The sequence below is a fragment of the Alteromonas sp. I10 genome, assembly GCF_003201515.1.
In the GTDB taxonomy this organism is placed as follows: domain Bacteria; phylum Pseudomonadota; class Gammaproteobacteria; order Enterobacterales; family Alteromonadaceae; genus Alteromonas; species Alteromonas macleodii.
Genome location: NZ_QJJN01000015.1, coordinates 1 through 26,549 on the forward strand (window position 1 = coordinate 1; position 26,549 = coordinate 26,549).

The following is a 26,549-nucleotide window of genomic DNA, read 5'->3' on the forward strand; positions in this document are numbered from 1 at the left end:
TGTTGCCATCAGTAAAGTCTCCGTTAGTAAAATCTACGGAGGCTATTTTACGGAGTAGCACCGCAGGGAAAAGACGGTCTAAAATGATCGCTTACTCTGCAATTGCTATGTTTTTGCGGTATTCAGGTATTAAAGTGGGTACTGATACATCATTTGGCAGGTTGTTAAAGTGTGGGACGTCGTTAAAATCTAAAGAATATAAAAACTCTGATATTTCGTTTACAGTGTGAAGCTTAGAATCTCTGTTCGTGTAGTTAAAACCCAGGCTGCCCACAAAGTCGGGGTTTTGCGATGCCTGCGCAATACCATAGGTCATATTCAGCACAGCTTCCCGCGTTTCACCAAGCCCACTGGCAGTTGCGGTAACTTTGTATTCTTGTTTAACGTACAAATTACCGCTGGTATCAACTTTAACGTTTAGTTGTTTTATCACATCCTTCACAGATGTAATGTTCTTACCAATAATACTCAAACCTAAGGTTGTTGTATTGTTTCGCATTGTTTCAATACCGGTAGACTCGGCTAGTATTTTAACTTTACCGGTATTTAGTAGGGTAGGTAGCATCCTAGCCACTTTTTTATCGTCGCCAATGGCTAAGCTTCTATAAAAGGTTTGAACATCAGGCGACTCTGGTGCTTCTAGTAGTAACTCCAAGGTATGAGATAGCGACGTAGAACGTTTTCTTAAATCGTCATAGGCCAGCCCCAGTTTAATGTTGGCTGACTTTTCTAATGCAGCAGTAATTTTCTCTTTAAATTCACGGTATTTCGAAATGATTTTATTAAAGTTTTTCTCAATATCGTCATCGAATTGCGTAACAGCTTGTTTTACTTCTTTGCCTAATGCTTCTACTGGCTTAAGTACGTCTTTAGCTTCGCTCTCTATCAATTGCTTAAATTTATCGGCTTGCTGACGTAGGTGTTGTTGTAGCGTTTCTAATTCAGCTTGGAGTGCCTGCTCAGCCGCCTCTCTGTAGCTTTCTATCGCAGTGCTATCACTAGCACCAAATATATCTAATAATTTTGTTACTAATTTGTCGGCCAGTTCTTCTGCATCGTCTTCACTTGAAAGTGGTATGCGGTCAATAACATTCTGAAGTTCGTTGCCGATAAGGCTTTCTACCGCGTCATCAACGCTTTCTTGGCCAAGAGTTAAACTAGCGATGGGCTTGTACCACTTATCTTTATCGACATTGTTATCTAAACTTTCTAGTAACGTAGCGCCGGGAGAGCTATTTTTTTCCAACCACTGTACTATTTTGTTGCCTTTTGAAAGCAGCATTTCAACGTACTGCCCAGCTAGTTTATCCAGCCCTTTGATATCTGCTTGTAGGGCCAAGTTGAGTGCGTTAGTTCGTTCGTCTGCCTCTTCAATCGTTACCTTTAGTATTGGTTTACTGCTGCTAGCATGTTTAGTAACAAACACACTTACATCGCCTGCTATAGTGTGTTGGTGAGACGCACTTATTTCGGCAGAAAAGTCGATGTCTATTAAATTGCCTTTTAAGTCAGTTTGAGTAACTAATGATTTACCTACACCCATTTCTCCTTGAATAGTAAAAGTCGTACCTGTTTTTAATGCATATGCGCGATAACCAAGACCAGTACCGCTATTAGGCACTGTAAGAAGTGCGTTTACAGATTTTAGGCTCCATGGCACGACAGGAGCTTTAAACATTGCCCATAGTGCGCGATATGTAGGCGTGGTGTTTTCTGCTTGAAAGTAGGTGTCTAATTTCAACTCGCCAGCTTTCGCTAAACTTGCACTGATATTGATAAAGTTTATCGCGCCAGCCGCCGAAGCATTTACTTCATAGGCCGCTGAAAGCGTTTGGTTTACAAGGCATTCTGTATCAGCCACCTCAAGCTTAAGAAGTGTTTGCGCATGTTTTTTGGTAAGTACGTTGATGTTATAAATGCCAGTAGCACCAACCCGAAGACCTATCTGAAAATCATTAAATTTTGTGTCATAGTCTTTATCAAACTCAATGTTTCTATTAAAACCGTCGGTCTGTGAACTAATCGGCGCGCTAATTTGTTCCCATTGATCAAGTAGCTTGAATGTTTTTTTGTATACCTGTGATTCTAATATTTCTTGTTTTTTGTCTTCGGGGAATAGTGCAACAGCATTCTGAATAACTGTTTTAGCGGCAGTGGGGATATCGTCAATGCTGGGGTCATCACCTAACTGCGTTAGCTTATTGATAATGTTATCAAGGTTGTCTAATTTAGCTTTCTGCTCATTTGAAACACTGCTTTCAATAGCAATTTTTATATTTTGTAAACTAGTAATTAGATCGTGTAAAGCAGCTGGGGCAAGGTGCTCTTTGGGTACAGCGCGCTCGAGTGAAGGTAGTAGTTTCATGGTTAATTCCCTTTAAGCCAATGGCAATTGTTGAGTTATTTTTTCATCATTTACTTCTACTTCTACTTCTATATCGCTTCTTGTATTAAATCAGCTTTCTAGCGGTACCAAGCGGGCATTGTTATGCCTAGCAACTTTTGCTTTTCTATTTCGAATGAATTCTTTAAATACGACTTGCTGGCAAGCATTATCCCTTGGGTTTTGATCCAACTAACATTCTCGTCTTTAAGCCATTGCTTCATGCGCTCTCTAACTCTGTTATAAAGGGCTTGGCGGTTTTCATAATTCACGTCTTTCATTTTGACGTCAGAAAGGTCCATCGCTAATAATTGCGCTGTAGCTTCATTTATGCGCGCAGCACGACTAGTTACATTAAGTGGTAAATGCTTTCCCAAAGCACTGGCATTATCTTTATGATTTAATATGTGCTCTACAACCTGCATGCCTCTTATACGGCCTAACAGGTAGTCGTGTTCGCGCAGGCGCTTGTCTAAAAAGCCCAAAAATCCCGCTAGATGCTCACTTGCTAAATCTTCGTTAGTGGTTGTGATTGTATACACCTTCATGCTCTCGCGGTTTTCTAAGCCGCCTGACTTTTCCATTATCACAATACCTTTAATCCAGGTGTCTTTTAGTAAGGGTGACAGCTGCTGAAGTTGCGGTGTTGTGCAGAACGCTTTTTCTAAACGCTGGAAATCATTGGTATATGATGAGGGGCCGTAAAGCGCATGTAAAAGTGAGTCATAAGCTGCACTATGCGTTTGTAGTCGGCCGGGATTGTTGCTTAATACTTGTAGTAATTCTTCGGCGCGTTCATCCAGCTGTTTTACTTTTTCGTTTACCGTTTCAACTTGCATCCATTCTTGAAAGCGCCCCTGCCAAAAAATGCTTTTTGCCATTTGCAAAGCGGTATCTTTCATACCAGAGGTGGCATCTACTTTGAAATTTGCGTCGCGCACAGAGTTTTTCGGGTTTGGTGAAATGTAAAAGTAATATCTATTTTCAAAGTCTTCTGGAGTACTATCAATTTTCCTAGTCAGCGTTCTGGCCAGCCCTAAGGGATAGTTGTTGAATGCACCTCCGTCCATGTAGTAAAAGTTTTCATCTTTACTGCCGTTATTGAAAGGAGAGGCGCCTCTGCTTGCGTAATCATGCTGATGGCGAACCCAGTTTCTTGCTAACTTCATTGGTGAAAAAGCAAAGGGAAATGCGCCGCAGCCTCTACAGGCTGTAATAATATCTTCCCATTGTTTTGCTTTGTACTCGTTGGTTAGCTCTTCGGTTACTCGGTCTTGAAAACGTGTTTGTATAAACTCACCTTGGTCCAACCCCTCTTCAGATGTGGAAAACACGTCAAGCTTGTAATCAACGCCATTTAAATTCGACATGGCTAAACCAAGATGGATTTTCTTTGCTGCCGTATTATGTGGGCCAGGTTCTGGTATTTCGTTGTTCTTGTGTCTGTTTGTGATCAAGTCTTCCGCTATTTTGCCGACAAAGTTAGAGGAAAGAAGTGATGTTTTAGGGAAGTCATCGTCGTGATGAGAAAGTAAGCCCTGAATATCTACTTTCTCGACCCATGCCTTGTATGCTGCATTACTGGTTTCGCCGTTTAACATAGCTGGGTCGTACAGCAGTTTGTGGGCAATAAGCGCTGCGGTCATCCCGCCAGCCGAAGCCCCGCTAAGTACATCAATCTCTATACGATCGTTTGAATTTTCTGGAAGGTTTTTATTGTGCTCTGAAAGTGCACTTATAATTTCATAAATTGTGCCTGCTTCATAAGAACCTAAGCTGACGGCACCTGAAATAGCAAATGCTACGCGGTAAGTCATGGTTTAGCTCCGAATTCGAATCCCTTTGAATCACTTAGCAAGCTAGACTACAGACCCTTTTTTGAAGAGTTGTGTATCACCTAATTGAAAAGATAAAAGTAAATTGATCAAAAATCAAACAATTTATCCCAGGAATGAGAGCTGTGATGATAAGGAGTTTGATATACGTAAGTATTGATTTGCATACTTAAATGCTGCTTTTTTCCTTCTTAGTTTATAGCCTGTATATATTTACTCACTTATACTTTTCGACGAAAGCGAACTCAGTAACGGACTATGGAGTGTTCATGTTGTTAAAATACACCACCTACCTAGCAATTTCATTTGCACTATTTTCAACTTTCCTTCAGGCGCAATCGCAAGAAGAGCAAAGGACATCTAGACACATCGATGGTGTTAATATTCACTCAATAGCTGCAAGTGAACGCTCAGTTGCTTCCACCAGCAACCAAACATATATGGTTGAATTTTACGGTCAGCCGCTTTTAAAAACTAGTGAGTTTAGGGCTTATCAGTCGCTTAAACGTCTGCCAAGTGTAGTTAGTCAGAGTGGTACTGTTAGCAGCCAAAGCCTAAAACAAGCCGCTAAAATTTCAGTAGCCCAAAAGGTCACCGCATTAGATACGTTCCAGCAGACTTTTGTGAAAAACCACGTGCCTTCAGGCATAAGCGTCAAGAAAAGGCTAACGCGCGTAGCTAACGCGATAGTTGTACAAGGCAATGAAAGTAAAGTGTTGGCATTATCTAAGCTGCCATCGGTAAAGCGTATTGTTAAAAGTACGCCGGTAAAAAAATTTCTTGCTGATAGTGTAGCTATGATTAATGCCGACAAGGTTTGGCAGGAAAAAGATGCTTTCGGAAATAGCATTACAGGGGAAGGTGTTGTTGTTGCCGTTATTGATAGTGGCGTCGACTATACTCATTCAGACTTGGGTGGCTGTATTGGCGCCGCATGCAAAGTAATAGGTGGATACGATTTTGTAGATAACGATAACGACCCCATGGATATAGATGGGCATGGAACCCACGTGGCCGGTATCGTCGCCGCTAACGGAAGCGTTGTTGGTGTTGCGCCAGATGCTTCAATTCTTGCTGTTCGAGTACTTGATGAAAATGGGGACGGGGTAAATATTCACATTGTTGAAGGCATAGAATACGCCGTCGACCCAGATGGCAACCCAAACACTGATGACGGGGCTGATGTTATAAACTTAAGTTTGGGTGGACCCGGAGATGCAGATGATCTGGTTGCATCCGCTGTTGATGCAGCTACTGCCTCGGGTGTGACTGTTATAGTAGCGGCAGGGAACGGAGGGGAGTATTTAGAGATTGGGGGGCTATCTCCATCTTCAGCAAGAAGTGCTATAACAGTAGGGTCTGTAGAGCCCAACGGAACTATCTCTAGCTTCAGTTCTAAAGGCCCACTATTAAACAGCAGTTTTGGCAAACCAGAGCTTGCCGCGCCAGGCGGAAACATTTACTCGCTTGCTATTGGCGAAAGCTACACTACCGAGTCGGGAACAAGTATGGCGGCTCCTCATGTAGCAGGCGCAGCAGCACTATTAAAACAAGCAAGGCCTACACTTACTCCTCAACAAATAAAATCTATATTGATGTCTTCAGCGCAGTCAGACGCAAATGATAGTTTCCAGCGCGGCTACGGTTTATTAGATGTTGAGTCTGCACTTTCTCAAGGTATCGCTGTAGAACAAGGTCCACTCTATTTTGGTCGTGTCAATGCACGTAATTACCAATCTGAAACGATAGGCTTTACAGTAACTAATACGTCGAATAGCCAACAAACGGTGCGTATCGATTTACCTAATACCTTCCCGGCGGGTATAGCGTTGTCGTTAGATAAACGTGAAGTAACGTTACAGGCTAACCAAGGGGCCTCTATAAATGTAACCCTAAGTGTTAACGATGCATCAGCACTGGGCACTTCGGCACATGCGATTGGCGGCTATTTTGGTGACGTGACGTTAACGTCTAATAAAGGCGAGCAAGTTGCATTACCTCTATCCTTTATCAATGCTAACGAGTTTAAGTTTGTAAACGAAAGTGCTACTAGAGTTACTGCAACTTTAGATGGTGAATTTGGTGAAACCTATTTTTGGAAAGAAATGGAGCCGGGTGATTCCAAAACTCTTTTTCTCCCAACAGGAAAATATTATTCAAAGGCATCTTATTGGAATTTGTCGAAAAGTGACCTTTCTCATCTTCCTGCGTTACCTAGTACAAGTGCTTCACAGCGCATTGAAGGGTTAGAAACATTCACGCTTAATTTAAACGGTGACCAAACGATACGACTAACCCCCTCGAACTTACAACATGTTATTGGTAACAATGGTCTTCCTTCTAATAACGCGGTTTCATTAGACCAGCTTTATACTGTTAAGACTAACATAAATATAACGATTGCTGATACGGGAATTACCTATGGTTCAGGAGTTGTTTCGAACAGCCGTTATGAATCTCTACGTTCAAACAGTTGGTTTGCGTTGGGCAATTTATCACCGGATATTCCTGTACAACTCGAGCTAATTGAGCGACTAAACAACGAAGTAGGGCCTGATACGGTATTTTATTTCAGCCACCCTGAAGCAAATGGGATTTCGCAAAACGTTCTATATTCCTTGGACGACATAGCTACAAGCATAGACATTAATATATCTAGCGATGTTTCCCCTCCTGTGTCAGATATTGCCGTTTACAGTGGTGAAAAGCTGTTTGGGGTGGAACGTGATTTTACCGGTGTACGCGACCAAAACTTTAAGTTATCTATCATTAATGGCAGTGACTTAAGTCAGCCGTTCTATGTTGCTTTAGTTGAAGGTGATGATGATAAGAATTCGGGTAATTTGTTACAGGAATCGCCGCCTCTAAATTTTGGTTCTGCAAGCGGAATTGATGTTTTAGAAACTGGTGAATATTCGTTTGGACCTACATCGGCAGTATTCTCACAGTCATACTCTTTTGAACCTAATGGTATAATTACAATATTTGGTAGCCATTTTACGAGTCCTTCCGGTGCAGAGATTGTATTTAACGATCAAAATTTTGCTTTTTATTGCGATGGCACAGAAACGCACAGTGGTATATTCGACCACAATGCGTTAAATGATGTAAGTATGTGTGACAATGCAAGACTTAATATTACCTATGCATCAGGTAATGATGATTTGCCTAGTGGAGAGATTAACTATTACCCTTCAAGTATGCTGGCTGAAGTTGCAGGCCTAATAGTAAGTGCCGTAGATGAAAACGAAGATATTTATTCTACGAATAGTGTCGGCTTCCAACCGTTTACACTGAAGGCGGGCGGATCTGATCTAAAAAGTGTTACGAATATAACCTCTATCCAATGGAAGTTTGCGGGCGAAAGCACATGGCAAAGCCTCACTCTTGAAGATGAAAACGATAGTGACTTTTCGTCTAAAGTTACATTCCCCGAATTTTTGGTACCACTTACTTCAATAGATGTGAAAATTGCATACACCACTTATAATTCTAACGTCGATCAAACCCTGTTTAATATGTTCAATGTTGGCGTGGATTTGTCTTCTAACATCGAAGACTTCGACGGGGATGGTATCGCTAATGCTGTAGATACAGACAACGATAACGATGGCTTAACTGATGAAGAGGAAGAAGACTTAGGTACCTCGCCGGTAAATGCAGACACTGATTATGACGGTGTCGACGACCTCAATGATGCTTTTCCAACTGATAGCTCTGAATGGGCTGATACAGACGGTGATGGTATAGGTGATAACTCTGAATCACCTGTAAGGGCCGACGTAAATGGTGACGGCCGCGCTGATATTGTATGGCGTAATGCTAGCGATGTTCGAGGCTGGAATTTTCTTTGGACAATGAATGGTGAAGATGTTCTTCAGTCTCGCCCTATTAACGTTGTACAAGGAGAAGATTGGCAGCTCAACCTTGGTGATTTCGACGGAGACGGAAAAACGGATTTATTTTGGAGAAACCCCAGTTCACACGGTGGTTATAACAGACTCTATCTAATGAATGGTTTCGATATCTTGTCCAGCCCCGTAGTAGCACGTTTAGATAGTGACTTCAAATTAGAAGCTATTGGAGACTTAAATGGTGACGGCAAAGACGACATAGTATGGCGTAGGCTAAGCACCAACCAATTAGCAATTTGGTTCATGGACGGAGCTAGTAGACGTAATTTCTGGTCTAACAGTATTGGTAATGTGGTCATTGAAGGTATAGGAGATTTTAATGGTGATAGAGTTAAAGAACTTATCCTTCGAGATGGCCAAACCTTAAAAGTATGGAGCTTAGAAAGCGGGAATAGTAGCTTTAATGAAGCCGTGTTATCTTCTGGTGCCCCTAGCCAATGGATACTCGCTGGAACAGGAGACATGGACGGTGACGGTACCGAAGATCTTATTTGGCGCAACGTTCAAGATGGTAGAAATAGTGTCTATTACATGGCAAACGGAGCCATTAGAGAACAGAAATTGTTGCCGCAAGTTGGCACTGCGTGGTCGTTAGCGAAAGTAGAAGACTTTAATGGAGATGGTAAAGTTGACTTCTTGTGGCGAAACGAGTCGTTTGGCGGTCGCAATATTGTCCATATCATGGATAACACTAAACGTATCGCTGCAGGTGTCGTAAAACCAGTCGGTGGTACATGGTTTATGGCAGACTAGCTATTATTCCTCTAGGGCACTATATTCACAGTGCCCTGACTAGTTCTTAGAAGTCAGCGCCGCCCCTTACGATAGCTTACATTTAGCCTTAATATTCTATTCACTCCGAAAATATGAACTAGTAGAGCTGGATAGTATTTTATAGCCGTAATATGGAGTAACTTTTGGTATAGTTGTGAGTCAGTTGGGCGACACCCGCTTTTCCATCAAGAATTCAAGTTTAAATTAGGGATAATTTATGAAGACGTTTTTAGCCATTGCGGTTGTTCTTTCTATTGTATTTTCTCTTTTTGCGTTGAATAACGACATTTCTGAACAGAGTAATGTTGATAGCGTTCGCCTCGGTAAGGAAGAACAGGCAGAGTACACTAGCGCAAATAATCATTCCCACTCTGGTGACATTGACAAGATGTCGAAAGCAAAACCAAATTCTAATAATATCATCAGTCTGTCGTCGGCATATAAAGCTAATAAACAAGAGCGAAAAATAGAAACTGAAACAGTAGATCAGCCAGAACAAGTGTTAACATGGATTGATGATGATCAGACATTAGAAGATATAGATGTAGAAATGGGGTTTGAAATGCCGACAGAGTATGACCAACTTATGTTTGATAGCGAGCTGAGCGCTGTTCAGCAAAATACTAAGGCGAGCAATGAACTCATTCGTTCCATTGCATTATCGAAAGAGGATATTCTTTCGATTAGTTCACCAGAATTAGACGGTTTGATGATAGAAGAAGACTTGCCAGCTTCCTCCATTATGGACCAACATTGAAATTTAACACATTAATATCTGTTTGAGAGAAAATCATGAAAAAAGTGTTTGTTGCTGGCCACAGAGGGATGGTTGGTGCTGCTATTGTTAGAAACCTAGAGCAGAGAGAAAATATTGAAATTATCACCAGAACACGTGCTGATTTAGATCTTACTGACCAGAAAGAAGTAAGCCGTTTCTTTGCTGATAACAGTATCGATGAAGTTTACTTGGCAGCTGCAAAAGTTGGCGGTATACATGCAAACAATACCTATCCTGCAGAGTTTATCTATGAAAACTTAATGATAGAGGCAAATATCATTCATGCAGCACATGCAAACAATGTTCAGAAGCTTCTATTTTTAGGTTCTAGCTGTATCTATCCTAAATTAGCCGAACAGCCAATGACTGAAAGTGCGCTGTTAACAGGAACGTTAGAAGAAACAAACGAACCTTACGCAATAGCAAAGATTGCAGGAATTAAGCTATGCGAAAGCTATAACCGCCAATATGGACGTGATTATCGTTCAGTAATGCCGACAAATTTGTATGGCCCTCACGATAACTTCCACCCAGAGAACTCTCATGTGATCCCGGCTTTACTTCGTCGTTTTTATGAAGCAGCACAGCGTGGAGACAGCGAAGTAGTCGCGTGGGGAAGCGGCAAGCCAATGCGAGAATTTTTACATGTAGATGACATGGCAGCTGCGAGCATTCACGTAATGGAACTTGACGACGAAACTTATCAAGCCAATACCCAACCTATGCTCAGCCATATTAATGTAGGTACTGGTGAAGACTGTACCATTCGTGAATTAGTAGAAACCGTTGCGAAAGTTACAGGCTTTAAAGGCGATATCGTTTGGGATACCACTAAACCTGATGGCGCCCCCAGAAAGTTGATGAATGTTTCTAGACTTCACGATTTAGGTTGGAATCACACTTATGATTTAGAACGTGGTCTGCAGCACGCTTTTAATTGGTTTCTAGAAAATCAGGATAACTTCAGAGGGTAAGTTTTGGCCTTTTTAAACAAACAAGCGTTTACCGAAGTTATTGATAGGGCGCCTTTGGTGTCTATCGATTTAGTAGTAGAAAATGAAAAAGGTGAAATACTTTTCGGCTTAAGAAAAAACCGCCCTGCAAAAGATTATTGGTTTGTTCCTGGGGGACGAATATTAAAAAACGAAACCTTAGACGCTGCATTCTTGCGGTTAACGCTGAATGAGTTAGGCTTTGAATTTAGCCGATCCCAAGCACGTTTATTGGATATGTATGAACATTTCTATGATGATAGTGTGATGGGAGAAAAGCCTTCCACACACTACGTTGTAGCGGGCTATCATTTAAAGGTTCATCAGAACAGATTGGCATTACCTATTGGCGATCAGCACAATGAATATAAATGGTGTGAAAAATCGAAAGTAAAAAGTGATAAAAGCATTCATAAACATTCATCAGACTATATGGATGCTGTGCTAAGCATTGGATTGAGTGAGGAATTGTAGTTGCTTTCAAAACTATATAAAAAATATAAGAATCGTAAGCGTAGAGTTAAATGTGAAAAAGGTTATGCGACATTTCATATTGATGAGTTATCAATTTTTAAATTTTCAGGTTGGGCATATGTAAATCATCTTGAAAACGCTAAACCTTGCCATGTTTTGTTCAAACTAAACAACACAATAATTTGTCAAACCCAAGCTTCTATTTTTAGAGAGGATCTTAAAAAAGCCGGAATAGGGAATGGGGATTGTGGTTTTAGCGTTGAGCCTAATTGGCAGGCATTCGAGGCAGGTAGTAATGTTATTGTGATGTATGTTAATGATAAGCCGGTTCATGTTTTTAACGTTACAATTACGACTAAACAATTGATGGTAGCAATGACTGGCCAAATCCATCGACAAATTGATTTAGCTAAGGCAGAAATTATTAAGTCCATTAGCGGTCGATAAAAATGGCTAGTATTCGCTATTTTTTGTTAGATCCTGGGTTTGAGGATTTTGATTCTCACCATGGCTCGGTTGCTGAGACGCTTATTGGCGATGCATCATCAACCCGTAAGACGGTTACAGTACTTGCGTCTAAAAAGCTAAGCGATTCTGTGAAAAATTTAAAAGAGAAGATTATTCCCTTTTTCAACACGCCTTGTTACACAAATAACCTCGAACCTTTACCTGCATTTAAAGAAAACGAACTCGCTGAAAAGTTTCAGGCTGAACTTAGCGATTTATTTCGGCGTTATAATATTAATCAAAATGATGTTATTGTTCTTCACACTGCTTTCAGTCATTTGTTTCTAGGGTTAGCAAAATTTTTAAGCTGTATTCCAAAGTTGCATATCCCAAAACTAATAGTCTGTGGAATGTTTGACCCTGGAATAGCTTCTCCCAAGTTTATGGATGAAGCTATGCGCTATAGCTGGTTTATTAAAAATAAGCTTTCACTTTCTTTTCTGGAACGCAGTTTACCTTCGGAAAAACTAGTTTTCGCTACAAGCTGTAATGAGTACAAAATTGGTTACGAAGCGTTGACTGGTGCTTCCTTCCTTATTCATCCAGCAATAAACTATCAACCCTCACAACCATTCAGCCGTGAAATAAAAGGCAGAAAGCGTTTGTTATTGTTTGTTGGCAGCGTGAAAGAAGACAAAGGAACCAGTTTCATACTGAATAATTCGGAACACCTATGTAAAAGTTTTCCCAATGTAGATTTTGTACTGCATTGGAATACAAATTCGCCGGGAAGTATAGAATATAAAAACGCTGAATCTCAACTTCGTAGATTAGGTAGTCGGGTTAACAACTTCGACGTATTATTTGGTACCCTAACAACTGAGCAATATGAACTACTATTTGATAGTGTTCAAGGGGTTATCGCTTCGTATATGCCGAACAAGTACAAGTATAAAACTTCGGGGGTTTTCTGGGACGTTTTACGCCGAAGTCATTGTAATCTTTTATGTTCGAAAGGAACTTGGTTGGAAAGAGAGTCTAATTTTATGGAGGAGCGTGCATACTTCTTTGACTACGGTGATATAGACAGTATGATACGGGCTATAAAGGAATGGGAGATTGATGAAAGCTCAGTAGATTTGAACTCTACACAGTATAAAAATGCCATTTGTAGATCTTTCTCTGAATGGCTCCTTTCTCGCTTTTGAAGTTCAAAATAACGCTAAAATTGCTGTGAAATAGTGAATACTTAAATACAGACAGCAATCAAAATTTATCAAGAAGGGCATTGAATTAATGACCTTAAATATTTAGTAGCAAGTCTCTTGCTTTGTTTTTTCACTGGCTAAATATTTTGACAAAATATCGGAAAAGTTTATGAAAGCTATTTTTCACTTCCATCTTTTTAAAAATGCAGGCACTTCGTTAGACGCCTCGTTCAAAGAAAATTTTGAGGCAGGTACTGAATGGTTAACCGAAGAGTTTCCAGCTAACCCAGCAAAAAATAGAGAGTTAGTTAAGCGGTGGGTAGAGAACAATAAATCTGCGAAATGTTTTTCATCACATACTGCCCAGTTACCTGTGCCGAGCGTAGATTACTTTAAACTGTTACCTGTTATATTTATCCGTCATCCTATTGATCGAATAGCCTCCGCATACTCGTTCGAGCGGAAGCAAGGTGGTAACGGTTTCGGAGCAGTTCTTGCGCGAAATACTACTCTTAAAGGATATATTGAATCGAGAATCGCTCTCGGACATGACAGACAGTGTAAGAATTTTCACACAGAGCGTTTCGCTTATATGTTTGGGGCTGAGCACGGTTCAGAGCTTGACAGGGCAAAGATGGCTGTAGAGCAACTACCGTTTGTTGGCCTTGTAGAGAAATTCAATGAGTCACTTGAAAAGCTTGAGTCGTGGCTGATTAACGAAGGATTTGAAGGGATAAATATTGCTCCAAAAGTTCAAAACGTGTCACGTGATACTTCTAAATCAATTGATGAGAAAATTGCAGAGATACGTGAAGAGTTAGGTGAAGAAGCCTTTGAATTTTTAGTTCAAAATAACCAAGACGATTTTGAGCTTTATGAGTTGGCAAAGCAAAAATTTAGCGAGTAGGTTGAGATAATGAGCACGAGAAAAGGAATAATATTAGCCGGCGGATCTGGCACACGTTTGCACCCGTTAACTAAGGTGGTAAGTAAGCAGCTTATGCCTGTTTACGACAAGCCGATGATTTTTTATCCGTTAACAACGTTAATGATGTCGGGCATCCGTGATGTACTCATTATCACCACGCCTGAAGAGCAGCAGCGATTTATCGACCTTATCGGTGATGGCTCAGCGTTAGGAATGAACATTCAGTACGCGGTTCAGCCTTCGCCAGATGGCTTGGCGCAGGCATTTCTTATAGGTGAACAGTTTATTGGAAACGATAGCTGTTCACTGGTTCTTGGCGATAATATTTATTACGGCCACGACTTAAAACTGTCTTTGCAGAATGCGTTTAAGCAAGAGCATGGTGCAACAGTGTTTGGTTATCACGTTAACGACCCTGAGCGCTACGGCGTGGTAGAGTTTGATGATGATTGGAACGCGCTTTCTATCGAAGAAAAGCCCGCTGTTCCCAAGTCAAATTATGCCGTAACGGGTCTTTATTACTACGATAACCGCGTAGTCGATTTTGCTAAAGAAGTTAAGCCATCACCCCGCGGTGAACTTGAAATTACAGATCTTAACAACCTGTACCTTAAAGACGGCTCACTCAAAGTAGAGCTAATGGGCCGAGGCTCTGCTTGGCTTGATACGGGCACACTAGACTCACTTCTTGATGCAGCAAACTTCGTGGCGGCTATCGAAAAGCGCCAAGGCTTGAAAGTATGTTGCCCAGAAGAAGTGGCCTATAGAATGGGCTATATCAACGCTGAGCAGCTTGAAAAGCTTGCGGCACCACTAAAGAAGAGTGGTTATGGCGATTACCTGCTTAAAGTGATTAACGATAGAGTTAAGATTTAGCTTCATATCAAATTCTAAAAGGTGGCAATGCCACCTTTCTTCTTATTTTAAATTGCCAGTTTGTACGGAAAGTAAATGCAAGTAATTAAAACAGATATCCCTGACGTAAAAATCATTGAGCCTAAAGTGTTTGGCGATGAGCGTGGTTTTTTTCTAGAAACCTTCCGCACCGATTGGTTTAAGAAAGAATGCGCAGATGTAGATTTTGTCCAGGATAACCACTCTAAATCTAGCCAAGGAATTCTTCGTGGTCTTCATTATCAAATGGAGCAAACCCAAGGCAAATTAGTACGTGTAGTTAGCGGTGAAGTATACGATGTAGCCGTAGACATGCGTAAAGACTCACCTACATACGGTAAGTGGGTTGGGGTAACTTTATCAGCAGAGAACAAACGTCAGTTATGGGTACCTGCGGGCTTTGCTCACGGCTTTTACGTAACCAGTGATTCTGCTGAGTTCGTGTATAAGTGCACAGATTATTATCACCCGGAATCTGAAATATCAGTTAAGTACGACGACCCTACATTGAATATCGACTGGCCATTAGTAAATGGTGAGAAGCCTTCTTTATCAGGTAAAGATGAGGCAGGCTTGGCATTTGTTAACGCACCTACGTTTTAATTGTCATTGATTTTTTTCACTGGCTTTTTATTGGTATTTTACTAGGTATTAGCGATTAATGAATATTGTAATTATAGGTAAGGCTGGGCAGTTAGCATTTGAGCTTTCTCGTGAACTAGAAAATAGCGAGCATCAAGTTTCGTTTTTGGGGCGTGATGATATTGATATTACGAGTGCCTCTAATATTGAAGAAACGCTATCGCCTTTATCGGCTGAAGTTGTAATAAACGCATCGGCCTATACAGCTGTTGATAAAGCAGAAGAAGATACCGAAGCGTGTAATGCTATTAATACGCTTGCCGTTAAAAACTTAGCAAACTTTTGTAAAGCTAGCGGCGCCTTCATGGTACATGTGTCTACTGACTATGTATTTAACGGCCACAAGGGGTCACCTTATTTAACTGACGACACCATTGAACCGCAAGGTGCTTATGGCAAATCAAAAGCAGAAGGCGAAAAAGCGCTGCTTGAAATACTGCCAGATGCTAGCTGTCTAATTCGCACAGCTTGGGTTTACTCGTCTCATGGTAATAACTTCGTGAAAACCATGCTGCGTTTGATGGCTGATAAGCCTCAGTTGGGCGTAATAGATGATCAGGTTGGCACACCTACTTGGGCTAAAGGTTTAGCTGAAGTTTGTGTTACTGCCGCTGAGAACAAAACCAGCGGCGTGTATCACTGGACTGATGAAGGCGTAGCAAGTTGGTACGACTTTGCACTAGCTATTCAAGAATTAGGTGTTGAGAAAGGTTTGCTTGATAAATCAGTTCCAGTATTACCTATTCCGTCTAGCCAGTATCCAACACCTGCAAAACGCCCACACTACAGTGTATTAGACAAGCAGACCGCGCGCGAAGCGTTTGCGGCGTGTAAGCCCACGCACTGGCGTAAGCAATTAGCCAGCATGCTAGACGAATTGAAAGCGTAAGCGACAAGAACAAGATTATACTTTTGGTAAAAAGAAAATGAGTAAAACAATTTTAGTAACAGGTGGCGCGGGCTTTATTGGCTCAGCAGTAGTTCGCCATCTTATAAACGACACTGACCATACTGTGGTTAACTTAGATAAGCTAACTTACACGGGTAATTTAGAATCATTAACACCTGTTTCAGACAGCGACCGCTACAGCTTTGAACAAGTTGATATCTGCGATGCTGAAGAAGTAAATCGAGTGTTTAACACGCACCAGCCAGATATCATAATGCACCTTGCGGCAGAATCTCATGTAGACCGCTCTATTGATGGTCCAGGTGAGTTTATTCAAACTAACGTTGTGGGCACATACACGTTGCTTGAACAAGCAAGAGCATATTGGTCTGCACTTGAAGGCGATAAAAAAGCAGGGTTTAAGTTCCACCATATTTCTACTGATGAAGTATACGGCGACCTTCCTCACCCAGATGAAGTTGAGCCAGACAAAGAGCTTCCACTCTTTACGGAAACTACACCTTATGCACCAAGCTCACCTTACTCAGCAAGTAAAGCGAGCTCTGATCAGCTAGTGCGTTCATGGCTTCGCACATACAAGCTACCAACGCTTGTAACTAACTGCTCAAATAATTACGGCCCGTACCACTTCCCGGAAAAGCTTATTCCATTGGTTATTCTAAATGCATTAGCTGGAAAGCCGCTGCCTGTGTATGGCAAAGGTAACCAAATTCGTGACTGGTTGTATGTTGAAGACCATGCACGTGCATTGGTAGTGGTTGCGCTTAATGGCGAAATTGGTGAAACCTACAACATTGGTGGACACAACGAAAAGCAGAACATTGAAGTGGTGCAAACTATTTGCGCTATTTTGGATGAAGTTAAGCCAAAAGATAGCAAATACGCTGATCAAATTACCTACGTACAAGACCGCCCAGGGCACGATATGCGCTATGCAATTGACGCAAGCAAAATAGAGCGCGAGTTAGGATGGAAGCCGCAAGAAACCTTCGAAAGCGGTATTCGTAAAACCGTAGAGTGGTATTTAGCGAATGAAGGCTGGTGGAAAGCAGTTCTTGACGGCAGTTATCAAGGCGAGCGTTTAGGTACAGGAAGCTAGTTAGATAGCAATAATTTTTTAAGCCTCAGTTTACTATGTTAGCTGGGGCTTTTTTGTTTTCGGATGCAATATTCTCGTAGTGGTGCGATTGTTGCTTTGTTAGCAATATTGCACTTACGCTTTATGTTGAAATGATGGTTTTAGACTGAAACGCACCGACTCATCAGGGTTTCTGTGAATCAAGCACCTTTATGATGCATTGTTCATGAGATTTTCAAAAAACTCTGGCAATATATAGCGATACCATTGTGATAAAAATTTCTATCGCTGATAGTTAATAGGATTGGAGAAAGAGTAAATGGAAAGTACGTTAGCTAAGTACAAAATAGCCGTAGCAGGCACAGGCTATGTAGGGCTTTCAAATGCAGTGTTACTTGCGCAGCACAATGAAGTGAAAGCAGTTGACTTAGTAGCTGAAAAAGTCGAGATGCTGAATAACAAAAAGTCTCCAATTGAAGACAAAGAGATAGCCGAATACCTGACAACAAAAGAGTTAAACCTAAAAGCAACTTTGGATGCGCAAGAAGCATATAAAGATGCTGACTATGTGGTAATTGCTACTCCTACGGATTACGACCCTCAAACTAACTACTTCAATACAGGTAGTGTAGAGGCGGTTATCAAAACAGTGATGGAAATTAATCCTAATGCTGTGATGATTGTAAAATCGACCGTGCCGGTAGGGTTTACTAAAGACGCAAAAGCCCGCTTCGGTTCTGATAATATTATCTTTTCGCCAGAGTTCTTGCGCGAAGGCAAAGCGCTTTACGATAACCTTCATCCAAGTCGAATTATTGTTGGAGAGCGAAGCGAGAGAGCAGAAGTTTTCGCAAAGTTGCTTCAGCAAGGTGCAATAAAAGAAAACATCGATGTTTTATTCACAGACAGTACTGAAGCAGAGGCCATTAAACTTTTCGCTAACACTTACCTGGCAATGCGTGTTGCGTACTTTAACGAACTAGACAGCTATGCAGAACGTAATGGCCTAGACACCAAGCAAATCATTGAGGGTGTCGGCTTAGACCCGCGTATTGGTAATCATTACAACAACCCAAGTTTTGGTTACGGTGGTTATTGTTTACCAAAGGATACTAAGCAATTGCTTGCTAACTACAGTGAAGTGCCTAATAACATGATTCAGGCTATTGTAGATGCTAACCGTACGCGTAAAGATTTTATCGCCGATTCAATTGTAAGCCGTGGCCCCAAAATTGTAGGTATCTATCGCCTTATTATGAAGTCTGGTTCTGATAACTTCCGAGCAAGTGCTATTCAAGGCATAATGAAACGTATTAAGGCGAAAGGTATTGAGGTTGTAGTTTACGAGCCGGTACTTAAGGAAGAGGAGTTCTTCCGCTCTCGTGTGGTAAACGATTTAGAGGAGTTTAAGAAAATTTCTGACGTAATCGTAGCCAACCGTGTAACGGGCGATATTGAAGACGTACTAGATAAAGTATACAGCCGCGACCTGTTCAACGCAGACTAATAAAATAATTGAGATTGCGAAAAGCATCAGTCTTTTCGCAATCCACCTCACAAAAAACTTCCCAAATCCCAAAATTCAAAATAGAATCCGCATCAATTCAACCCCTGCCATTAAGCCTCAAGCTTACGCACACCCGGCGGGGAAGAAGCATGCTTTAAAATATTGGGGTCAGAGTACATTTCTTCCTCCAATACGATCTGTCAATTTGGTTACCAAAACCAATAATCAGAATGTTAAGTTCATGCTACCTATTACATCACGCTAGCATGAGCATGTATTTGTTTTAGTTTGCTTTTATTAGCGGAGTCGTTATGAATAGGCTGCGTGAGCTGTCCAGCCAAGTGATGGATGTTTACCAATCTCTTTCCCAAGAATTCAGTGCATATCAATCCAGCCAGTCACTAAACTGTGTTGAGAAATGTGGTGCATGTTGCAATAACCCCGACATTGAAGTGTCGCCATTGGAGATGCTGCCTTTAGCACTTCATCTGTTTGATACAGGACGGGCTGAACAGGAGTTTGACGAGCTAGACAACTACAGCGGCTTCGCCTGTAAACAATATCAACGCTTAAGTTTGGACGGTAAAGAAGGCTACTGCGGAATTTACGAATACCGACCTGGCATTTGCCGTATGTTCGGTGCAGCAGGTTATAAAACCAAATCTGGTGAAGCCACACTTTCGGTGTGTAAACCAATTAAGCAAGCTGTACCAGAGAAGTATGCGGCCGCGCTGATTGCTATACAGCCACAGCATTTAGATATCTTTGAAAAGCCATTAATGGATGATATTGCCGCAAATAGTGAGGTTCGAGTTACATCGACAAAGCCGCCAATGATCGCAGAAGGCAGACAAAAACTTGCTCAATTAGATTATGAATTGGGGGAAAGACTTATGCCTATTAATGACGCACTACGTTTTGTGTTAGAAAAAATTCTAACACTGAGTTTTTATGCTCAAGATATAGATGGTGGTGTTGCTGCTTAAATTAAGTGGGGGCAGAAAATGTACTCTGACCCCACCATTAAATGCGCTACGCTAGAATTCCGCGAGCGGCTTCTACGATTGCCTCACTAATAGTGTAGTCAGCACGGCTTTTGCCAGTAATGGCATAGTATCTCTCATTTAGTGTGCTTGCGTTACCAATACAGTGCACGTCATATTGCTCTTCTACGTGCTTTGAAATTGCCGATGGTGCGCAGAAAACACCGAAGTCTTCGCTGCCAAAAAGTTTAAGCAAAGCAGTATCGTCAAATTCGGCTACCACTTTGGGGTACAGCTGTTCTGTCTCAAGCCAACTTGTAAGTGCTTGCCGTATTCCTGAAGTATTCCCCTGAATTAGCAACGGCATTTGATTTAAACACTCTGGAAAAGTCTGTTCTTCAGTAAGCGGTACTTTAGCAAAGAAGCTCAACGAACTTTCGCCCAAGAAAAAACTATTGGCGCTTATTTGTGTACCAGGGGCTATGCCTCTGTCTGCTAGAATGAAATCGATTGCGTTAATGGCGAGTTCTTTCAACAAACCGTCGAAGCTATCCTCTTTTATCACGTATTTAACCTGTGAAAACCTACGCATGGTGGCATGCACAAAGTCGTAAAAAAGCACTTTTGGAATACCATTAGTAATACCAATCACAAATTCTTTCGTATTCACTTCATCGCTATTGTTAAGTATTTCAGCTAGTTGATTACCTTTATGAAATATTTCGCTGGCATACTGATAACTTACTTTACCTCTCGCGTTTAGGTATAGGCGCTTATTTATTCTATCAAAGAGAGAATAACCTAGCTGATTTTCGAAGGTGCTTAGTTGCCCGCTTACGGTTTGCGGGGTAACGTGGAGTAATTTAGCGGCTTTCGCAACGCTACCCTCACGGGCAACAAGATAGAAATAATATAAATGATGGTAGTTTAGGTGATGCATACTTCAACAAGCTACTCGATTATTAAGGTAATAGGTGTAAAAAATGTACTCTGACCCCATTTTTTTCGATGAACTATTAAGAATATAACAGATTTATTCTAACTAACTATTGCAATACACTATCTAGCGTTGTTTTTGTACGATTAAAAGCAGCGCGTCACTGATTTTTAAGCTAGCGGTATATTGAAGACATAACTATGGCTAAACCAATTGATTTACGTAAAACGCGAAAGACCTTATTTTCGCTATTGAAACCAGAAGCTGGCTTTTTTTGGGTTGCTATCGCATACGGCGTAGCAATAAGTTTAATGACCCTTGCGGTACCTATAGCGGTTCAAACGCTGATTAACAGTATCGCCAATATCGGTTCAACTCGGGCAGTTATCATATTGGCCGTCATTCTATTTCTTACTTTATTTATATCTGGCGTATTTAGCGCGCTTCGTATGCGAGTGATGGAGTTCTACGAGCGTAAAGTGTACGCTCGACTCACCGCAGACTTAGGGTTAAAAACTATTCTCGCGCCCCACAGTTTTTTTGAAGGTCGACAAAACGTTAGCATTACACAGCGCTACTTCGACATAATGACTTTTCAAAAGAATATGCCGTCTTTAATGATTGATGGTTTCGCGCTTGTACTACAGATGCTGGTAGGTTTCACTTTAGTATCATTCTACCACCCAGCGCTTTTCGCGTTTAATGTGGTGCTTTTACTTACCATGTATGCGGTTTGGAAAATTTGGGGACGTGGTGCTAAGCGCACGGCTATTGAATTGTCTAACGCAAAATACGATTCTGCAAAGTGGCTACACGATATTGCAATTGCTCACGAATTCTTTAAGTCAGCTGATCATGTTGAATACGCAGGGCGCAGCACCGAAGGTTATATCAGTAACTATGTGAAAAAGCACAAAAGCCACTTTCACTACACCTTTTCGCAGGTGGTTATGTTTCTATTGATGTATGCCGTGGCGAGTGCTTCGCTACTTGGTATCGGTGGTGTTCTGGTTGTACAAGGCGAGCTTTCTATTGGTCAGCTAGTGGCTGCTGAGCTTGTGATGTCTGCTGTTTTCTTTGGGTTGTCTCGCTTTACCCAATATTTAAAACTTTACTATGAGTTATATGGCGCTGCCGAGAAGCTGGGTGGCGCTCTTGACATGCCGCAGGAAGAGCTCAATACCTCGGAACATATACCAGCTTCTTCTAAATTGGTGTTTAACGATGTTGAACTTAAACATGGTAATGATGCGTGCCACCTCAATGTTATTTTCGAACCTGGCACTAAGTATTTTGTTACTACTGATAAAAGTTGGGTGCAGAAGCAACTGCTAGGATTGCTGAAGCAATATGACCGCGTTAAATCGGGCGACATCTTGTTAGGAGAACTTAGTCTAAACGATTACGACACCCATGAGTTACGGCAGGCCGTTACCATTCTAGATCGTTCTTTAATTATCGAAGTTTCTGTAGAGCGCTACTTAAAGTTGGCACATCCTCAGGCAACCATCGCGGATATTCGCGCTGCGCTTGAGGAAGTAGAAATGACCAAAGTGATAGATAGCTTACCAGAGGGTTTGCAGACTAAAGTATCCGTATTAGGGGCACCCCTGCAGCCATTGGAGTTTTTGTTGCTTAAACTTGCCGCCGCAATTATTGGTAAACCTAAGCTGCTCATTTTGAATCAGCACTTCGACGCAATACCGGTAGAGTTGAGGGCGCGACTTCTGCGACGCTTAAGTAAATATGATTTTACCGTCATGTATTTTACCAATATGCCACTGCCAGATTGTTTCGAAGGTGTGTTGCATCTGCACGATAACGCAACGGCAATGTTAAATGAGTATTCAAATGGTGAGTCACCGATTAGTGCTGCTAACGCAAGTGAGAGCAGCACGGCTTCAAAGAACAATAAGGAGGGTGAGTAAGTGAATCACGCAGAACGTCGCTTTTTAGATAACATCACTTCATTGCCTTCATTGAAAGTGCCAAAGCTTCATCGTGTAATTACCGGAGTTATCATCTTCTTGGTGTTAGCAGCTGGATTAATTTTGTATTTCACACCATGGATCCAAACGGCTTATGGCACCGGTATGGTCGACTCGCTCGATCCTAAAGACAGAACTCAACCAATAAATGCGTTAGTTGATGGACAAGTAAAGCAGTGGCACGTAAGGGAAGGCCAACAAATAAAAGCCGGCGAGCCAATCGTTACGTTAATCGATATTGATGCGCAGCGACTTGAGAAGCTGCGATCTCAGCTTTCAGCAGCGAACTTAAAGAATCAAGCTAATGAAACAGCAGTAAGAAATGCTGAGAACAACCTGGCGCGTCAACAGTCTCTGCAAGAGCAAGGGCTGGTTTCACGCAAAGAAGTAGAACAGGCCGAGATAAAAGTGCAGGAACTGCGAGCAAAAGCTGCCGCCTCTGTTTCGGAGATTAATGAAGTAAGCATGATTTTATCTCGCCAATCGACGCAAACTAAATATGCACCCGTTGATGGTACGGTTGTTCGGTTGCTATCAGGCGGTGTGTCTACGTTCGTAAAGTCGGGCGATATTCTTGGGCAGTTTATTCCAGCAGATGCAAAACGCAGCGTTCGCGTTACCGTGAGAGGGTTAGACGCACCGCTGGTTAAGCCTGGTGCAAAGGCGCGTTTGCAGTTTGATGGCTGGCCCGTTTTTCAGTTTAGTGGATGGCCGGGTAGTGCAATAGGTACCTTTGGTGGTGAAGTTGTGTATGTAGAGCCTGTTGCTAATGCTACTGGCGATTTTAACGTGTGGATTAGACCTGACGAGTCTGATATTCCTTGGCCAGCTGAAAGTTCTGCGCGTTTGGGGAGCCGGGTTAAAGCGTGGGTGCTATTAGAAGAGGTGCGTCTAGGTTACGAGATGTGGCGACAGTTGAACAACTTCCCGCCATTGCCAACGCAAGAGCCTACTACCGGTGGAGCCAAGGGGGCTGGGGCATCAATATGGTAATTCGAAGGTTTACATTAGCAGTGCTTGCAACTGTTGCGGTTATTAGCACTCATGTTTCTGATGCAGCAGCGCAAAACAAAAATACTAGGCAAGCACCATCAATCGATGCACTTATCCAGAGTATGGTGAACTATCATCCCTACGTTAGGGCGATAAATGAAGGAAACTATCAAGCTGCAGCAGAGTTAGAAATAGCAAGAAGCAGTTTTGATCCGTTTATAGAGCAGAAAACCAGTAGCCGCGTTAGCGGATATTACGATGGTACTAATTTAACGCAGCGCTTTTCTAATCCGTTCGAAGACTTTAATGGCTCAGTTTATACCGAGTACCGTATATCAGACGGTGATTTCCCAGTGTACGAAGCCGATTACGAAACCTTGTCTGGCGGCGAGGCTAGTGTAGGCATTGCCATCTCCCTACTTAAAAATAGAGAACTGGATAAGCGTAGAACGGAGTTAGCCAATGCAGGGCTAGCGACTTCACAATGGCAAGCGTTAGCGACAAGTTTAATTAATGACTTTGTTTACAAGGGGATTAGTGAATATGTTGCGTGGTACGAAAGCGCATTGCAGGTCAATGCCGTTACAGAGTTGCTAAACACCGCAACAGAACGTGAAAGAGCGTTGGTGACCCGCGTACAGAAAGGAGATTTAGCCAATGTTGTGCTGACAGAATTTAAAGCCAACATTTTGCAACAGCGCCTTTTGCTTGCCGAGCTTAAGCAAAAGCGAGACGCACATGCTCAAATGCTTTCTTTTTATTGGCGTTCACCTAAGGGAGATATGTTGATAGTAGATGAAGCGAACCCGCCGAAAGATATCAACTGGCCTTTCTGGGTTGGTAACGGTCAGCTTATGACTCTTCGCAATGCCCTTCGTAATCACCCTGAACTTGATGTGATGAAATTAGAACAGCAGGTGGTAAATAACAAGGCTGCGCTGGCTAGTAACGCGTTATTGCCGAAGTTAGATTTAAAAGCATCGGTTGCAAGAGATATAGGTTCTGGTCCGTCAAATTTAGACGGTACCGAAACAAAAGTAGGTCTGTCGTTTTCCTACCCTTTAGGAAACAGGAAGGCGAAAGCTGAACAAGCCCAATTACAGTCAAAGCAAAGAGAGCTAGAGCACAAGCTAACCTCTACTGAGCAAGCAATAACTCAGCGTTTTGAACAAGCGCTAGTTTATTGGGGGCAGGCGAAAGACATTGTTGCTCTTCAAAGTGAAAATGCGGCGCTAGCGAAAACCCTTTCTAAAGTAGAAAAAACACGTTTCGATGCAGGTGACAGTGATATGTTCGTGTTAAATGCGCGCGCACAAAATGAAATTAAGGCCCAAATAAAAGAGATAAAAGCGAAAGTGGATTTACTAAAGGCAGAACTAACCCTTTATAAAGAAGCCGCCATGTTGCATTCCCTTAACAACTGAGCTCTTTTGAAAACATCAAGTTTAATTGTGAAGTAGGCTTGATTGCTATCGCTTGCTGCTTGTTGTTAAAAAGTAGGTAAGGGTTGAAGATACTAGTACAGCTATAAACAAAAACGGCGTATTGAGTAAATCAATACGCCGTTTTTTTAAAAATCAATTAGTAGGCGGTTAATTGCCCAGTGCACTATTAAAGTCGTCTTCGCTTAGTCCGGCAGACATAGCGTATTCTTTTAACTTATCCTGAGATACACCCGCGTGTTGCGCAGTATTTAAAATACGCATTACTTGTTCACGCTGCTGCGCAGACTCTCTCACTGCCGTTTCAACTACCGTTTCTGCTTCGTTAGGAAACACGGCCAGAAGCGCATCCACTACATACTCACCAACAAAAGGAACAGCATTCAATGCGCTTGTCATGATATCGACAATCTTATTTGGATGTTCTTGCGACAATGTCTGAACAATACTGTCTGCTGCGTCAGGTTGAGTAAGCACGGCAACGCGTACAATCTCATCTAGCTCTTCAGGTGTCGAAACCGCAGCAGCCTGCACAACAAAGTCGACATAAGTCGGCTCTGCTTTTATCGCTAACTGAACAATGTTAGGGCAGCTACTTACTTCTTTCTCAATAGCCAGCTGTACAATCTCTTCAGTAGACGCAGGTTGTGCAGAGATAGCAGCAAAAATGATCTCTCTGTATTTGTCTGGATAGGTATCTAAAGCAATATCCACAATAGACACAATCTCTTGCGGATAATGACCAGCGATTGAACTGATTGCTCGGCCAACCGACATAGTTTGGTTTACTTGACGTCTTAAGAAGGCGGTTTGAAAATGATTTGACTCGTCAGCACTTTCTACATTCGCTGACGCAGGTGGCTGAGCAACATCATTTGAGGATAATTCTTGTGCCATTGCTGTATGACTAACATGAGTTGCTAGTATTGCCGCAGACAGCAGTGTAAGAGTTCGTAACATAAACCCACCTTTATAATTATTGCGTAGTCAATTTCTGACACCACCAGTATTAATACATTTATAAAGAACACAAAGCATAGGTCATTTACGCTTATATACATTCTTATACGTATTCCTTTACGCAAGCCTTAATATCTATCGCTAATATTAAGCATTAATATAATAACGGCAGGATCAAATACTACTTTAAGAACTACTACTTTATAGGATCTGAATTCCTATCCTATTAGTAATTAGTCCATATTGTCTACTAATTATCACATTTGAACGAAAAATAGACGGTTGGTTCAGTTTTTTCAACTTTTTCAAAATAAGTGTTGACGTGAGCGCTCATTTCCCTAAAATGCGCATCCGCTTCGGGGGGAAAGCAAAACAGCAAGCCTCCTAAAGTAAGTCTCTACTACCTTTATAGGCCAGTAAAGACGGGAGTTTAGAAGAAACGCTTCAGAAAATAAATTTTCAAAAAGTGTTGACAACGAAAA

The 26,549-nt window shown here is 41.7% G+C and carries 20 protein-coding genes; 16 read left to right on the top strand and 4 right to left on the bottom strand.

Features of this window, described 5'->3' with window-relative positions; genetic code table 11:
- Nucleotides 1–91: 91 nt before the first annotated feature.
- Complete coding sequence (locus BZA03_RS19910; RefSeq protein ID WP_110289670.1) at nt 92–2,365, bottom strand: hypothetical protein; 2,274 nt, start codon at nt 2,363–2,365, stop codon at nt 92–94.
- 98 nt (nt 2,366–2,463) lie between these two features.
- Nucleotides 2,464–4,200: a patatin-like phospholipase family protein gene (locus BZA03_RS19915; RefSeq protein ID WP_110289671.1), complete on the bottom strand. Its 1,737-nt coding sequence runs from the start codon at nt 4,198–4,200 to the stop codon at nt 2,464–2,466.
- Nucleotides 4,201–4,487: 287 nt separating this feature from the next.
- On the opposite strand from BZA03_RS19915, the gene BZA03_RS19920 reads away from it, so the two are divergent.
- The 13 genes from BZA03_RS19920 to BZA03_RS19980 all read left to right on the top strand — a co-directional run bounded on the left by BZA03_RS19920 (nt 4,488) and on the right by BZA03_RS19980 (nt 19,750).
- Entirely contained in the window at nt 4,488–8,885 is a 4,398-nt protein-coding gene (locus BZA03_RS19920) for a S8 family serine peptidase (protein WP_181417317.1), read from the top strand.
- A 238-nt stretch (nt 8,886–9,123) separates the two neighbouring features.
- Nucleotides 9,124–9,663: a hypothetical protein gene (locus BZA03_RS19925; RefSeq protein WP_110289673.1), complete on the top strand. Its 540-nt coding sequence runs from the start codon at nt 9,124–9,126 to the stop codon at nt 9,661–9,663.
- A gap of 35 nt (nt 9,664–9,698) precedes the next feature.
- Nucleotides 9,699–10,658, top strand: coding sequence for a GDP-L-fucose synthase (locus tag BZA03_RS19930; protein ID WP_110289674.1), 960 nt, complete (start codon nt 9,699–9,701; stop codon nt 10,656–10,658).
- Between the two features lie 3 nt (nt 10,659–10,661).
- A complete protein-coding gene (locus tag BZA03_RS19935) occupies nt 10,662–11,150 on the top strand; it encodes a GDP-mannose mannosyl hydrolase (protein WP_110289675.1) in 489 nt (162 codons plus the stop codon).
- Complete coding sequence (locus BZA03_RS19940; protein ID WP_110289676.1) at nt 11,151–11,597, top strand: hypothetical protein; 447 nt, start codon at nt 11,151–11,153, stop codon at nt 11,595–11,597.
- 2 nt (nt 11,598–11,599) lie between these two features.
- A complete protein-coding gene (locus tag BZA03_RS19945; protein ID WP_110289677.1) occupies nt 11,600–12,805 on the top strand; it encodes a glycosyltransferase in 1,206 nt (401 codons plus the stop codon).
- A gap of 169 nt (nt 12,806–12,974) precedes the next feature.
- Nucleotides 12,975–13,712 carry a sulfotransferase family 2 domain-containing protein gene (locus tag BZA03_RS19950; RefSeq protein WP_110289678.1) on the top strand — a complete coding sequence of 246 codons (738 nt, stop codon included), beginning with the start codon at nt 12,975–12,977 and terminating at the stop codon, nt 13,710–13,712.
- A gap of 9 nt (nt 13,713–13,721) precedes the next feature.
- A complete protein-coding gene (rfbA, locus tag BZA03_RS19955) occupies nt 13,722–14,609 on the top strand; it encodes a glucose-1-phosphate thymidylyltransferase RfbA (RefSeq protein WP_110289679.1) in 888 nt (295 codons plus the stop codon).
- Between the two features lie 75 nt (nt 14,610–14,684).
- The gene (gene rfbC, locus BZA03_RS19960) at nt 14,685–15,230 is read left to right on the top strand and encodes a dTDP-4-dehydrorhamnose 3,5-epimerase (RefSeq protein WP_049588897.1); all 546 of its coding nucleotides are present in this window, start codon (nt 14,685–14,687) and stop codon (nt 15,228–15,230) included.
- 58 nt (nt 15,231–15,288) lie between these two features.
- Nucleotides 15,289–16,158, top strand: coding sequence for a dTDP-4-dehydrorhamnose reductase (rfbD, locus tag BZA03_RS19965; RefSeq protein WP_110289680.1), 870 nt, complete (start codon nt 15,289–15,291; stop codon nt 16,156–16,158).
- A 37-nt stretch (nt 16,159–16,195) separates the two neighbouring features.
- A complete protein-coding gene (rfbB, locus tag BZA03_RS19970) occupies nt 16,196–17,278 on the top strand; it encodes a dTDP-glucose 4,6-dehydratase (protein ID WP_110289681.1) in 1,083 nt (360 codons plus the stop codon).
- A gap of 298 nt (nt 17,279–17,576) precedes the next feature.
- Entirely contained in the window at nt 17,577–18,764 is a 1,188-nt protein-coding gene (locus BZA03_RS19975; RefSeq protein WP_110289682.1) for a nucleotide sugar dehydrogenase, read from the top strand.
- A gap of 311 nt (nt 18,765–19,075) precedes the next feature.
- A complete protein-coding gene (locus tag BZA03_RS19980) occupies nt 19,076–19,750 on the top strand; it encodes a YkgJ family cysteine cluster protein (RefSeq protein WP_110289683.1) in 675 nt (224 codons plus the stop codon).
- Between the two features lie 46 nt (nt 19,751–19,796).
- Here BZA03_RS19980 and BZA03_RS19985 read toward each other — a convergent pair whose 3' ends face one another.
- Nucleotides 19,797–20,687, bottom strand: coding sequence for a LysR family transcriptional regulator (locus tag BZA03_RS19985; RefSeq protein WP_110289684.1), 891 nt, complete (start codon nt 20,685–20,687; stop codon nt 19,797–19,799).
- A 197-nt stretch (nt 20,688–20,884) separates the two neighbouring features.
- Here BZA03_RS19985 and BZA03_RS19990 point away from each other — a divergent pair, with 197 nt between their 5' ends.
- From BZA03_RS19990 to BZA03_RS20000, 3 genes are read left to right on the top strand one after another with little or no spacing between them, the layout of a single operon-like run.
- The gene (locus BZA03_RS19990) at nt 20,885–22,612 is read left to right on the top strand and encodes an ABC transporter ATP-binding protein (RefSeq protein WP_014950852.1); all 1,728 of its coding nucleotides are present in this window, start codon (nt 20,885–20,887) and stop codon (nt 22,610–22,612) included.
- Nucleotides 22,613–23,665 carry an HlyD family secretion protein gene (locus tag BZA03_RS19995; RefSeq protein ID WP_014977505.1) on the top strand — a complete coding sequence of 351 codons (1,053 nt, stop codon included), beginning with the start codon at nt 22,613–22,615 and terminating at the stop codon, nt 23,663–23,665.
- Nucleotides 23,578–25,089 carry a TolC family protein gene (locus tag BZA03_RS20000; RefSeq protein WP_230633743.1) on the top strand — a complete coding sequence of 504 codons (1,512 nt, stop codon included), beginning with the start codon at nt 23,578–23,580 and terminating at the stop codon, nt 25,087–25,089. The genes BZA03_RS19995 and BZA03_RS20000 overlap by 88 nt, the downstream gene beginning before the upstream one ends.
- Before the next feature lie 168 nt (nt 25,090–25,257).
- On the opposite strand, the gene BZA03_RS20005 is transcribed toward BZA03_RS20000, so the two are convergent.
- Nucleotides 25,258–26,067 (bottom strand): hypothetical protein, encoded by an 810-nt coding sequence (locus tag BZA03_RS20005; RefSeq protein WP_014950850.1) that lies wholly within the window; start codon nt 26,065–26,067, stop codon nt 25,258–25,260.
- Nucleotides 26,068–26,549: the final 482 nt, after the last annotated feature.